This window comes from Enhygromyxa salina (assembly GCF_000737335.2).
Classification (GTDB): Bacteria; Myxococcota_A; Polyangia; order Nannocystales; family Nannocystaceae; genus Plesiocystis; species Plesiocystis salina_C.
In genome coordinates, this window is sequence record NZ_JMCC02000050.1 from 17459 (window position 1) to 30783 (window position 13325).

Here is a 13325-nt window from a genome sequence, read left to right on the forward strand (position 1 = left end):
CCGAGCCTCCCAAATGCAGGCGTTCGCGGACGCGGCCCAACAGCGCTTCGAGGCCCAACAGGTCGCACGCCTGCTCGCGGCCGACGCCACACTGGACGAGGCGCCGATGCGCCAACTCGTGAGCCGGGTCGTGCGAAACGCGTTGGCGTGGGGGATCGACGAGGAACAGGACGTCGAGGCCTTGATCGACTGGGCGCGAGTCGAGGGCCCCGACTTCCACCTGCTCGAGGGACGCGAGGAGCTGCGCGAGCTGCTCGAGGATCCACAGATCGCCGGCTTCGCCAAAGTCGACGTGCTGCGTGAGGACCTGTTCGAACCAAAGGGCCAGGCGAATGGGTAGAATCCGCGGCACCACCGAGCCCTGTCCAAACGCCAAGTGGGACATCCAGGTGCTGCTTCGGCCGCGCCACGGGGGGTCCCCGGAGGGCTTCAGGACCACCCTCACGGGCCCGACCCCGGGTCCAGGAGGCGGCGACGACATATCGGGCGGCAGCGTTCGCTACAACAACCGCGCCCCGGGCACCTACACGCTCACGCTCACCCACCCGCATCCGCAGCTGTGGGAACCTCTTGCCCCGGTCACGCTGAATCTTGGCGCCGATAGTGGCAAGAAGACCCACCGCTTCCAACCAGCACCCAAGACGAACACCGTCACCCCGAAGATCGAATTGGACGTGGCCAAGTCGTGGGTGGGGGCCGGCGCCGTGCAGGTCACGCTGTCGATCGCGCAGACGGATCCGGGCGTCGGATTCGGCTTGGGCGGCACCCTCTCGACCACCGACGCCCACCTCGAGTTGTTCAGGGACGCGGACTTCAACACCCCCTTCGTGCTCGACCACGCACGATCGGCCGTGATCACCAACGCGGAGCTCACCCACGGGCTCTCGCTCTACGCCCGCGGTCAGTCCGTCGGCGCGCTGGATCTCCAGCTCACCCTCGACACGCCCCCACGTGACAACATCGCTGCGCGGCACACCAAGATCGGGGGCCAGGTCGACGCCCACGTCGACGTGCTGCCCGAGCTGCCCGTGCTGACCTTCGTTCGCAGCGCAGACCAGAGCGTGGTGACCGACATCGAGCTCGCGCAGGGCGAGCGCTGCGGGGTCGAAGTGCGCTGCAGTCAGCAGCTTGGCGCCGGTTTCAACGTGCACCTCGTCTATCCCGGGGCCGAGGCCAAGACCCGGCCCGCGACCCGCTCGGTGATCGACACCGATTACCTCTACCTCAGCCGTGTGCGGCTCGCCAAGGGCGTCGATGGCATCGAAGATCCCCTTCACGAGCTGTGCTCGGGCGATCCCCTGCTGCTCCCCTGCGCCGACGGAGCCTGGGACGGCCAGGCCGCGCCCCCCTTCCTCGCCGTCGAAAAGATGACCGTCGTGGGGCTCGAGTGGGGCAACGGCGACGAGCAGCTCGAAGCGCGCCTCGTCGACGGCAGCGACAACGTGATCTGCACCGCGCGCCTCACCATCAAGATCAATGAACCGGACGTGGGTCGGGGATCCTACGGCGTCCTGGCCAACAAGAACGCCGATGACTTCAAGGCCGCAGACGCGGACTTCGAGCTCATCTACGCCAAGTCGGGCGCGACCGCGGACACGGTCAGGGTCGGGGTCTGCGACACCGGCATCTTCGACGACTCGGCGGGGGCAAACTACCTTCAGCCGCGCGTCGTCGACGGGCACTTCTTCTCGACCGACGACACAGAGGATCGGCCGACCGCCGCCTACGACACCTTTGGGCCCATCCTCGACGCCTCGCCATCCAAGCACGGCACCAACGTCGCGGCCCAGGCTGCGTGGGGCTCGACGCGGATCGAGCTCATCGACGTCATGGTTCAAAGGGGCCAGACCATGGGCGACATGAACGCCGCGCTGACCAAGACCGCCTTCGAGTGGGCCGGCTCCCGGGGCGCAGCAATCGTCAATTGTAGCAAGGTGATGCACTACAATACCGACGAGGCAGAGCAGGCGCTCACCGCCTACCCGAATACACTCTTTCTCGCCACCGGCGGCAACACCTCCGCCTGCTTCCCCTTTCATTACGGCGAACTGGGCGGGAATGAAGCGGTTCGCAAGGCCTTCAAAGGCGACTGCGGCATCGAGGGCTTGCCGCGGGTGTTCACCAACACGCTGTTGGTCGGCGGTCACAACACCGGTCCCAAACACCACGACTCGCGCGGCTACGGCCCGGGCATCGACGTCATGGTCTACTCCGACGACATGACCCTCTACACGCCGCAGGCCCTCATCGAGGCCTTCCGGCTGCCCGCGATCGAGGGCGTCCGGCGCGACACCCTGCTCGCGCTCGGGACCAAGCGGGACGCCCTCAACGGCGAGCCTCCGACGGTCTCGGGCGAGCTCCCCTTCACCAAGCGCTTCCTGTTCACGAATCTCGAGAGCCGGAAGGACGACCTCAGCCTCAAGGAGCAGCAGCAGTACCAGGAGCTGCTCTTGATGAAGCAGGCCCGCCCAAACCCGAAATACGTCGAGCGCCAGCTCTATATCGACAGCAAGACCTTACTCGAGAGCTGGCCATGGCCGGCGGGGGGCCTGGCGGCGGGCCGCGATCAGGTGATTGGCTGGCTCAAGAGCTTCATCAAGCTCGGGAAGAGCATCGGGACCCTCACGCCCCCCGAGGACGCGATCACCGGTGCCTGGGATGTCGCCTCATGGGGCGCCGTCAAGGCTGCCCCGCACCTGATCCGTCAAAACACGATCGGCTACTGGTTTGACGCTGACGTCAAGACCAAGAGCCTCGAGCGGGCGCTCGCCGAGATCGAGGGCGCCGAGGACGGCTCGGGGGTCGCGTCCGACGCGGGGGTCTCGTTCGGGCTGCCGATCGTCGCCAATGTGGCCGCCAAGGCCAAGCTGATCCGCAGCACCCTCGAGGCCAACCATCTCAAGCGCCTGCTCATCGACACCTCGGACTACACGCGCGGGTTCGAGAGCGAGTGTCTCGCCAAGGGCGTCATCAACCCGCTGCGCGCCTACTTCGCGGCCTACGACAACGCCGTGGTCGCCGACGGCACGGACCCAAGGTCGGCCCCGCCGCCCGTCGACCTCACGATCGATGAAGCGCGTCGAATCTACTACTACTTCTACTACATGAACGCGGAGGGCAAGCGCACCTATGAGGCGATCAAGGACAAGCTGAAGGCCACCTACGCAGCGATGGACGTCGACCTCATCGAGGCCGAGCCGCCGATCCAGATTGGCGAGGAGCCGCTCTCTTACGTCACCAAAGGCAAGATCAAGAACCGGAACTGGCAGCAGGTCGTCGACCTGGGGCAGCCGCTGGTCCACGCCCCCAAGCACCTGCGCCTGCTGCTCCTCAACCAGTGTGGCCACGTCGAGGACGCCAAAGAGTTCCACAGCTGCGAGTGGAAGGACCCCGACTGGGAGGCGAAGAACGAGGCGGAGCACAGCTACTTCGGCGCCACGTTGACCAAGTACTCCCACGTGACCGCGATCGCCAGTGATCTAGCCAGCTGGAATTGCACGATCGAGATCCGCGATGTGGAGAGCAGGCGGCTGTTCCCGTCGATCGTGGATCACGTGGTCGATCGCATCCGCGTCGGTGATGCGGATGACAGCGAGGTGATTGATCCCTCGACCTACGTTACGACCTGGGTCAGCCCAACCCAGGTTCGCGTGACGGTGACCGACGCAACCACCGTTGGCGACATCCGCACGGGCAAGAACGTCTACGTCGAGGTGCGCGTCGTTCAACAGCTTGGCGGCAGCCGGGACGAGGGCAGCAACAACGTGTTCATCACCAACAAGTACCACGCCGGGCCCAACGGCACGCCCGAGGCCAATGACTCGATCCTCGTGCTCTTCATGCATGAGATCGGCCACGCCCTCGGGATGGTGCCCGACACCCACGCGCACCACTACGAAAACGCTCACGGCGGCCAGGGGCATCACTGTGCGTTCAACAGCCAGGACGTCGCCAACGCGGTCGCGGCCTCGGACTACCAGATCCCCGGCGACGGAAGCACCCACGTCAAGGTGCCGACGGCCATTGTCGACCCGAGCCGCGGGCCCAACCCGCCATGTGTCATGTACCACACGCGCAGCTCCGTCCATCACACCTCGGAATTTTGCGCGGTCTGTGTGCAGACCGTCAAGGATCTCGACGGCGCCACCTGGCAGTGGTGACGACGCTCGCCTGCGGCTGAGCGCGACGGCTCGCGCCCGGCCGACCCCACCGAGGCTAGGCCCGCAGGCCGCAGGCGGCGTCACGAAGGGCACCTGGATGTGTGTTGGTGCTCAGCCGACGTGCCGCGCGATCGCGGCGCTCAGCCCTTCCCACAGCCACGCGTAGCGATCCGCGTGGGTCATCAAGTCGGCCCACAGCGCCGGCGGATCTTGCTCGAGCGTGTCGTGACGCAGCACGTCGGCCCAGTCGATACACGCGGCCTGCAGCGACGCGTGGTCGGGGTTACTAGCCTGAATCTCCTGCAAGAAGCGCTCGGCCATGAGCCCGTAGCCCAGGGTGCTCGGGTGCGCGTGATCCAGGCCAACGAGCCCACCGCTCTTGCGCCGCGCGCCATCGGGCTGCTTCTCCACCGTGTAGGGCAGGATCGAAGGCGGCCGCTCGAGCTCCAGCAGCGGGTGCACACAAAATCCACGCTTGCCCAGGTAGTCGCGCAGCGGCTTGCCGGGGTCGTCGTGGTAGTCGTTGCGCTTGACCGCGAGCTCGTCGAAGGTCTGCGCGATGTCGACGACCGTCCAGCCCTGCGCGGTGGCCAGCGAGCGGATCGAGCCATTGAATGCGTCGATCCGCTCGTCAATGTGGATGACCTGATCGCGGGTGAGCAGCTGCGCGAACGCCCCCGAGCGATTCCCTTCATTGCGAAAGAACCGCCCATAGTGGTCGTAATACTTGCCCCGCTGGGTACCCAGCCCATTGGTCAGGGGCAGGATCGTCACGTGGGGGACGGTCCCAACATAGACTTGGCCGCGCCCGGGATTGCTTGAAAGGATCTGCGCGACCTCGTCGACGAGCTGGGCATAGTCGCTATGAAACTGGGCCGCCGAGGTCAGGTTGAACTCGCGGCGCGCGGTCTGATCCGTGCCGCGAAAGCTGCTGGGCATGTCCGCGACCTTCATCTCGAGCACGGTCGCTAGGCAGTCGTTGGCGCCAAGCCACAGCGTGAGCAGATCGATCGGCTCTTCGGCCGCGAGCGCCCGCAGGTTGTCGAGGATCGTCGCGTTGGCGCGCGCGGGCAGGCCGGCTGGGTTGAGCACCTGCTGGGCCGAGCGGTACATCGGCGCGCACGGGAGCGCGAGCAGGTCGTCGTGGATCAGGCCCTCTTCCTGCCTGACGAAGGCTGCACACGCGCGGGACGTGAGCCGCAGCGCGTCGCCGACCCGAAACCCCCACGCGCCGAGGTTGTGAAAGTACGTGTCGGATCCGCTGGGCTTCGAACCGGGTCCGCGCTCGTAAAAATCTTCGATCTCGTCGACGTACGCGGGCACCAGCTTGGGCAGCCGCAGCAGCAATTCACGAGTCTCGACGGTGTCCCCGATCTCGCGCTGCAGGTGCCGCAAGAGATCCTCGAGGTTGAGCGGGTGACCGGCCCCCAGAAACTCCGGGACCCGGTGCTGCGTTGGGACCTCGAGCCCGAGGCCGCGGGCCAAGATCGCGGGGAACGACCAGTTCGGCCGCTGCATCGCCCCGTGCAAGAACCCTTGGGTCAGGCTGTCTCCAAGCGCAACGAGGGTCAGCGGGGCCACGCCTGACCGTACTCTCGCCGCGGCGATCGGGACAACTCAAAACGGGACGTCGATCGCCTTGCACAAGAACGAGACGTAGGGCTGGGTGAGAGCGAAGCGCGCGACGACCAAGTCGACCGCTTTCGGACCCAGGATCTGATCGAGGCTCAGCTTGCACACCGCGATGTGGTCTTTGCGGCGCAGGTCGTCGATCAGCGGGTGGTCTTTGGCGAAACCGCGCGGCGGTCGGGTCAGGCTCTCGCCGCCCAGCTCCCAGTGGGCGACGAACTTGGGGTTGTCCCGGGCTCGCTTCCAGGCGGGGCCCTGCGCGGCGATGCGCTGGCGGATCAACCCGAGCGACTCCGAGTCGGGATGCCAGGTGCCCGCGGCCAAGAACACCCCCTCGGTGTCCACGTGCACGTAAAACCCCGGCGCGTGGACGTCTTTGCCGACCTCGTGGCGAAACTGGATCCCGAGGTTGGTCTTGTACGGGGTCTTGTCCGCCGAGAAGCGCACGTCGCGATGAATGCGCATCAGCGAGCCGCCGACCTTCTTGTCGCTGGCGACGAAGTGCTTGGAGAGCTTGCGGAGCTTGGGCTCGACCGCGCGGATGAAGGCGAGCGCTGGCTCGCGGACCTGCTGCTCGTAGCGCTGCTTGTTGGCCTGGAACCACTCGCGGTTGTTGTCGATCGAGAGGTCGCCAAGGAACTGCACGAGGTCGGGCGTGAACCCCGAGAACTTCTGCGGTTGTGCGGATTTTTTAGCTGTGGCCATGGGGAGGTCCTGGGGCGAGGGCGGCGAGGGCGAGCTCGTGGTCGCTGCAGGGGAGCTGCTGGCCGGCGATCTCTTGGTGGCGCTCGTGACCCTTGCCTGCGATCAGGACCAAATCCTCGCACGCGCCAGAGTGGATCGCGCTGGCGATCGCTTGGCGGCGGTCGAGCTCGACCTCGTGACGGGCGCCGCCCAGCCCCTGGCGCAGACCTTCTACGATCTGAGCGGGGTCTTCGTGGCGCGGGTTGTCATTCGTCAGCCACACGTGGTCGGCGACGCGCGCGGCGGCGCCAAGCGGGGGGCGCTTGGCTGGATCGGTGTCGCCGCCCGATCCGATCACGAGGATGATGCGTCCCGAGCACAGGGCGCGCGCGCTGTGGAGCGCGGCCGTGAGCGCCTCGGGGGTGTGGGCATAGTCAATGATCACCCGCGGGGCACTGGCGTGTGGGCTTGGGGGCTGGATCAGCTCGAAGCGACCCGGTGGCGGGGTGGCGTTGGCGATCGCAAGCGCGGCCGCGTGGCCGTTGATGCCCAGCGCGAGGCAGGCGAGCAAGGCGGCGGCGGCGTTGGGGGCTTGAAAGCGGGGGAGCGCGCGCAACTTCAGGGTGCGCGGGATCGGGCCAAGCTCGGGGGCGGCCGCCAGCTCGAGTTGAAGGCCGCTCCATGTTGGGGTCGCGCTCAGGATCCGCAGGTGGATCGGCACCGCGAGCTCGACCGCCTCTGGCCCGGCGAAGTACAGGGCGCGGACACCCGCCGGGAGCACCTCGGCGATCAGCGAGGTGTGTGGATCGGCAGCGTTGAGCACCGCCACGCCACCCGGCGGCAGGGCGACGAACAGCTGGGCCTTCGAGGCCAGGTAGTGCTCGAACGAGCCGTGGGTCCGCTGGTGATCGTGACCCAGGTTGGTGAACACCCCCACGCGAAACGGCCAGGCGCGGGCGAAGCCAAGGCCCAAGCTGGCGGACGTGGCCTCGATCGCCGCGCGCCGCCCCCCGCGATCGTACAGGCGCCGCATCAGCTGCAAGAACGCATCGTGGTCGGCCGGCGGTGAACCATGCTCGTCGCCAAACCCCGAGCTCACGGTGGTGACGTGGGCGATCGGATCATCGACGTCAGCGGCCAGACCCGCGCAGACGAAGCGCGTGGTCGAGGTCTTGCCGTTGGTCCCCGTTACGCCGACCGAGGTGATCTCGCTGGCCCATGGCGGCGGCGGCGGGTAGACGTTCACGAGTTGCCTAGCACGGGGCTAGAAGTTCCACAGATCCGAGACGCAAAACGAGACCTCGCAGAATTCCTGAATGCAGCTCGCAACCCGCTCGACGTTGTGGGGCCGGACCGCCGACAGCGCCTGCTGACACGTGAACACGTCCAGGCTGCCGCCACAAAACGAGCTCATCGACTCACAATTCGGCCGCGTGCGGGGGTCCACGCAGGTGGCCTGGAGCCCGGCGCCGGTGCACTGCTGCCAGATCTGCCAGTCGCAGATCGCCTGGGTGCCGCTGGCCGCGAGCATGCAGTCGACGGCGGCCTCGGCCGCGCGCGGCTGCATGAACTCCGGGAATTTTCGGCACAGGGCCTGGGTGGAGTCAAAGCTCTCGCAGTGGCTGCCGGGCGCCTTCAACGAGCAGGACTTGGGTTGGCCCGCGCTGTTGTTGCAGTCTGGGTCGGCGCTTGGCCTGGGCTTGTCTTCGGTGCCCGGCTCGATCTCCAGCCACACCGAAGGACCGCCGGTTGGCTGACCGGTCTGGGAGCTCAGGTGCGCCTGGGCTGGGTCGGCGGGCGCCTTGGGATCTTTCGCGCCGCGGGCTGCCTTCGCCCCGCTGCCGACGTTGGGGTTGGCGGAGTGCGCTTGATTGCAGGCGGCCGCGGCGAGTGACGCGGTCAGGAACAAAAATCGGGAGCGGTCGACGTGCATGGCGACGGGCTCAGTAGACCACGAGTTCGTCGAGCTCGCGCTGCTCGATCTCACCGAGCTCCGCGAGCGCGCTCATGTTGGTTCGAGCGAGGTCCCCGACGACGACCAGGGCTGGGCCCGCGGTCGCCAGCGGCTGGACGAACGCGCCGAGATCCTCGAGCGTGAGCTGCTCGAGCGCGGCGAAGTTGGCCGGCCCCGGATCGGCCTCCAGGCCGCGCAGCCGCCAGCTCTCGAACGCGAACCCGTAGGCACGAAAGCGGACCCGGCTCGACAACATGCGCTCGAGCGCCGAGGCCCGGGCCCGCTCGAAGCGCTGCTGCTGCAGGGGGAATTCGCGGAACAGACCCAGCACCACGGCGGCCGCCTCGACGCTGCGATCGGGCCGCGAAGCCAAGCTCGCCCAGATCAGGTTTTGGTCGCCCACCCGCGGGCCCGCCGTGTGCCCGCCGTGCGCCGCGTAGGCCAGGCCCCGCGACTCACGAACCTCTTGAAACACCAGCCCGGCCGAGCCGCCCACATACTCGTGAAACAGCCGATAGATCGCCGAGCGGCTGGGGTTGTAGGGCTCGCTTGGCAGGTACAGCCCGATCTTGGTCTGCGCGGCTTCATGGTGGACCACGAAGATCCGCGCCCGCTCGGCCGGCTGGGCGTTGAAGCGCAGCGGCTCGTACGCGGGGGGCGCGAGCGGCGAGGGCTCGTCGAGGCCAAGCAGATCAACCAGGGTCTGACGCTCGTGCGGCCCGGCGTAGACGCTGACACGCGCGTGGCTCAGCAGCTTGCCCGGCGCCGCGCACAAGTCGTCCAGCTTCAGGCCCAGGACCTCGTCGTTGGTCAGCGCCTCGCACAAGTACGGGCTCTTGGCCCCGCGCAGCGCCCACTGCTTGAGCGTGGTGAACTTGAAGTCGGTGGTGTCGCGTCGCTGCGAGCGCTTGCCGACCACGTCCTCGGCCCAGCGCGCGCGCTCGGACTCGCTGAGCACCGGCGCGCGCAGGCGTTCCTGCACGAGCGGGAGCAGCTTGGCCAGGGTTGGCGCGCGCCCAGCCATGATCAGATCCGTCTGCTGGCGGCGGCAGTCGACGGCGACCGCCGCGGCTTCACGAAACAGCGCGCGCCGATAGCCCTCGAGGTCGAGCTTGCCCACGCCCGCCCGAGACCACAGCGCCAGCGCCTTGCTGAAGGTGGGATCATGGGCGCTGCCAAGCCCCACCCGCACGCTCAGCTGAAACAGATCGTTGTTGGGGTTGGGGGTCCGATACAGCAGCCCGGCGGCCGTCGTGCTGCGCTCGGTGTGCTCGCCGACCCGCAGCACCTGCAGCTCGATCGGCGGGGCCGGCATCGCCAGGACCTCGTCCGACATCTGCGAGCGCGAGTCGGCGTCGAGCTGCAGCTCGCTCAGGCCAAACACGGGGATCTTGCTGACCGGCGGCTCGCCGGCCCTGCGCTCGGCGATCACGTGATCGTTGCCCAACCACCGGCGCGCGGCCTCCACGACCTGGTCTTTGTTGATCAGCGCGAGCTTGGCCAGGCGGGTGCGGACCGCGTCCCACTCGCGCTCGTGGGTGAACGCGTCGAGCATCACGGCCGCGCGCGCGCTGTTGCTCTCGAGCTTGCGCAGCTCGCCGACCTCGAAGTTGGCGATCAATTCGTCGAGGTCCGACTGGGCGAACTCGCCGTCGCGCAGGGCCTGGACCTGCTCGCGCAGCAGCGCCTCGACCTCGGCCAGGCTCTGGCCCACGCGCGGCCGGCCCCACACGGTCTCGGTCCCGCCGAGCATGCGCAGGTTGGGGTAGGCGCCCGCGCTACGGACCAGCTGCCGCTGCTCGAGCCGGGTGTCGAGCAGGCCCGTCGAGTTGTTGTCGAGCATCATGTCGGCCAGCATGAGAGGATCGGCGTCCTCGTGCTCGCGCGGGACCGTGCGCCAGATCAGTCGGATCTCTTCGTCGCCGCGGTGGACGACGTCGACCCGCGCTTGCCCGCTCAGGGGCGCCAGGGCAGGGGCCTCGCGCGGGGGCAGCGGGGCCGCGCGCAGCCGACCAAACTGGGCCTGCACGATCTCCAGCGCCTCGGCGGGATCGAGATCGCCAGCCAGCACCACCGCCATGTTGTTGGGCACGTACCAGCTCGCAAAGAAGCGCTCGGTCGCCGCGATCGAGGGCGCGAGCAGGTGCTCGACGTCGCCAAGCACATCGCGGCTGTAGGGGTGCCCGGCCCAGACCAGCTGGTTCGCGGCCATCGACAGCACCCGGCCCGGGTTGTCGAGCGCGCGGTTTTTTTCTTCGATGATCGTCTCGAGCTCGGTTGGGAACCCGCGGAACACTGGCTCGGTGAACCGGTCGGCCTCGAGCCGGGCCCACGCGCGCAGCCGGTTGCTGGGGATGTCGACCACGTACACGGTGCGGTCGTGCGAGGTGAAGGCGTTGAAGCCCTTGGCGCCGAGTCGGCCGTAGACCTGCTTGAGCTCGTTGGCGATCGCCCAGCGGTTGGCGGCTTGGTTCGCGTCGTCGATCTGCGCGAGCAGCTGCGAGCGGCCCTCACCCGTGGTCTCGCGCAGCCGCTCGTAGAGCTCGCGCAGCTGATCCAAGTGGGGTTGCTCGGCCGCGGCGTCGCGGGTGCCGAGCGAGCGCGTGCCCTTGTTGGCGAGCATGTGCTCGAGGTAGTGGGCCAGCCCCGTCGACGACGCGGGCTCCTGCGCCGCCCCGGCTCGGACCGCGACGCGGCACGAGATCCACGGCTCCTCGCGGTTGCTGCTCAGGTAGACGCTCAGGCCGTTGTCCAGCGTGTGGACGTGGACGGCCATCTCGGGGATCGCGGCTGCTCGCACTATGGCTCAGGCTAGAGCACCCGCGGCGGCGGTTCCAGCCCGCCGCGGGCTGGGGGCTCAGTTCTGCAGCGAAAACCGAATCGCCAGCGCGTCGCCCTGCTTGCCGAACGCCATCACGAACGCCCGGAACGGCATCTTGCTGGGGTCCGGGGCGACCGTGGTCATGTCGAAGTAGCTAAACAGGCTCTCGCCGCGCTCGGTGCTGATCGCCAGCGCGGACGCGAGGCCGGGGGTGGGCTCGAGGGCCTGGCCCTTGCCCCGGGCCGCGTCGATCAGCGTTCGCATCGACTTGTTGTCTTCGTCGGTCGTGGCGATGGCGCCGAACTTGTCGAAGGTCGCGAAGTTGACGCTCTGCGACGCGCTGTTCGTCGCCTCGATCATCGCGCGCTGGTCTTCGGGCAAGCTCGTGACGTCGATGTTGGTCGTGTAGAGATCGACGCCGACGCCGTCGTGCTCGACGACGTCGTTGCGATAGTCGATCGCAACCTTCATGCCCATCATGTCGACGCCGTCTTGACCCTTGGCCAGCGCGCCGACCATGTCGCGCCAGGCCTTGCGCATGCCATCGGCATCGGTGGCGCCCGTCAGCGCTTGGATGCTCATGCCCGGTTGGGTTGTGCCGGTGGGCAGGCTGAGCGTCATCGACATCGCGAATTGGCCGTCGAGGGTGTCGGCCCAGGCGGTCATGATCTCGGTCCAGGTCTCGGCTGGCATCGCGCCGCTGTACATCGACTCCATCGCCGCGACGCTGAAGCCGATCAGCGACGCCGTGGTGGGCCCGCTGTGGATCTCGCCGGACATCACCATGGTCTGGGTGGCCGTGCTTGGCAGCTTGGCCAGCAGCGGGTGGTTGCTGGGGGTCTGCGCCGCGACGAAGGCCGCGAGCTCGCTGCCGGCCAGCGGGTAGGCGCGCGCGTGCAGATCCGTGCTGGTCTGGCCCGCGCTCACGCTGATCACGAAGCGCTCGGTCTGCTTGGTCACGCCAAGCAGCGCGTCCACGTACATGCGCATGAGCCCCTGCATGCCCGGGTTGGTGCCGGCCAGCTGCGCGTCCATCATGGCCATGGCCGCCTCGATCTGGGGGCCAAGCGACGCCGCGAGCTGCGGCGGATAGATGACGATCTCGGTGTGGTCGGGCGCGGCTTTTAGGTTGGTGAACGCGAAGGTCTCGGCCGCGGCGACGACCGCCGAAGGACCGATCAGCGCCAGGCCGTCGCGCTCGCGCAGCTCGAGGCCGGCGCCCTTGGCCGCGGCTTGCAGCTTGGCGAGGTCCTTGGTGTGCACCAAGAGCGCGAGGGGCTGGGTCGCCAGCGAAGGCTCGACGGCGACGATGGAGATCGGCGCGTCGAGCTTGGCTCCGTCGAGGCTCATGCCAGCAACATCGGCGAGCATCGTGGGCAGCTGCATGCGGACCATCGCCGACATCCCGGGCGCGAACTTCTCTACGATCGGCATCAGGTCTTGGACGTTGGTGCCCGTGGGCAGCTGAACGGTCGCGACGACGTCGCCGACGTCCGCGATCGGGGCCGAGTCGACGGTCGGCGGGGCGACCTGCGGGAGCGGCTGGGGTGCTGGGGTCGGGGTGACCGGCTCGGTCGCGTCGACGTTCGTGGGCGCGCCCTCGCCCTGCTTGGGTGCGTCGTCGGCCTTGGTGTCCTTGGCGTCCTTGCAGGAGCTGGACAGGCACAGCAGGGCGGCCAGCGCGATGGGGGAGATGCGGCGTCGGAGCGTCTGGCTCGGCTTCATGCGGGGCAGGGTACGGCAAGACCCTGCGCGCGATCGAGGACTCCAGGAACTCACCCTGGCGGGTGCCCCACGTCGCGTATTTGACCGGATCCGGTCGGGGGTGGGACGCGCTTCGGGGACGCGTGCTCGAGCGCCAGCGATCCGCTCACGACCCTCTACCCCGCACGACCGCGCGCACGACCTCACCGAGCGCTGGCTTCCCCGCGGGCCCTTCCTGGCGATCTGCGGACGCGGTGACACATCGGGCCGGGTCTGGTGTTCGTCCAGTGACCACCACGACGGTGGCCTCCAATCAGAGACAAACATGATGATTCAGCAGCTCTCCCGACGCCTTCTCCTCCTCCCCCTCGCG

8 protein-coding genes are annotated in these 13325 nt (G+C 68.1%); 2 read left to right on the forward strand and 6 right to left on the reverse strand.

Features of this window, described 5'->3' with window-relative positions; genetic code table 11:
* The first annotated feature begins 13 nt into the window (after positions 1-13).
* Complete coding sequence (locus DB30_RS19965) at positions 14-340, forward strand: hypothetical protein (RefSeq protein ID WP_052551347.1); 327 nt, start codon at positions 14-16, stop codon at positions 338-340.
* On the forward strand, positions 333-4160 hold the full coding sequence (locus DB30_RS19970; RefSeq protein WP_052551350.1) for a S8/S53 family peptidase: 3828 nt from the start codon (positions 333-335) through the stop codon (positions 4158-4160). The genes DB30_RS19965 and DB30_RS19970 overlap by 8 nt, the downstream gene beginning before the upstream one ends.
* 111 nt (positions 4161-4271) lie before the next feature.
* On the opposite strand, the gene DB30_RS19975 is transcribed toward DB30_RS19970, so the two are convergent.
* From DB30_RS19975 to DB30_RS20000, 6 genes are read right to left on the reverse strand one after another with little or no spacing between them, the layout of a single operon-like run.
* The gene (locus DB30_RS19975) at positions 4272-5741 is read right to left on the reverse strand and encodes an SGNH/GDSL hydrolase family protein (RefSeq protein ID WP_052551352.1); all 1470 of its coding nucleotides are present in this window, start codon (positions 5739-5741) and stop codon (positions 4272-4274) included.
* Between the two features lie 36 nt (positions 5742-5777).
* Positions 5778-6494, reverse strand: coding sequence for a DUF2461 domain-containing protein (locus DB30_RS19980; protein ID WP_052551354.1), 717 nt, complete (start codon positions 6492-6494; stop codon positions 5778-5780).
* Positions 6481-7719, reverse strand: coding sequence for a Mur ligase family protein (locus tag DB30_RS19985; protein WP_052551356.1), 1239 nt, complete (start codon positions 7717-7719; stop codon positions 6481-6483). The genes DB30_RS19980 and DB30_RS19985 overlap by 14 nt, the downstream gene beginning before the upstream one ends.
* 18 nt (positions 7720-7737) lie before the next feature.
* On the reverse strand, positions 7738-8406 hold the full coding sequence (locus DB30_RS19990) for a hypothetical protein (protein ID WP_052551359.1): 669 nt from the start codon (positions 8404-8406) through the stop codon (positions 7738-7740).
* Positions 8407-8416: 10 nt separating this feature from the next.
* Positions 8417-11227 carry a M16 family metallopeptidase gene (locus DB30_RS19995; protein ID WP_146659748.1) on the reverse strand — a complete coding sequence of 937 codons (2811 nt, stop codon included), beginning with the start codon at positions 11225-11227 and terminating at the stop codon, positions 8417-8419.
* A gap of 57 nt (positions 11228-11284) precedes the next feature.
* On the reverse strand, positions 11285-12973 hold the full coding sequence (locus DB30_RS20000; protein ID WP_052551363.1) for a hypothetical protein: 1689 nt from the start codon (positions 12971-12973) through the stop codon (positions 11285-11287).
* Between the last annotated feature and the right edge of the window lie 352 nt (positions 12974-13325).

Excerpts from the sequence above, each read along its gene's own strand:
- DB30_RS19965 (WP_052551347.1), top strand. The coding sequence starts at position 14 with ATGCAGGCGTTCGCGGACGCGGCCCAACAGCGCTTCGAGGCCCAACAG.
- DB30_RS19970 (WP_052551350.1), top strand. The coding sequence starts at position 333 with ATGGGTAGAATCCGCGGCACCACCGAGCCCTGTCCAAACGCCAAGTGG.
- DB30_RS19980 (WP_052551354.1), bottom strand. The coding sequence starts at position 6,494 with ATGGCCACAGCTAAAAAATCCGCACAACCGCAGAAGTTCTCGGGGTTC.
- DB30_RS19990 (WP_052551359.1), bottom strand. The coding sequence starts at position 8,406 with ATGCACGTCGACCGCTCCCGATTTTTGTTCCTGACCGCGTCACTCGCC.
- DB30_RS20000 (WP_052551363.1), bottom strand. The coding sequence starts at position 12,973 with ATGAAGCCGAGCCAGACGCTCCGACGCCGCATCTCCCCCATCGCGCTG.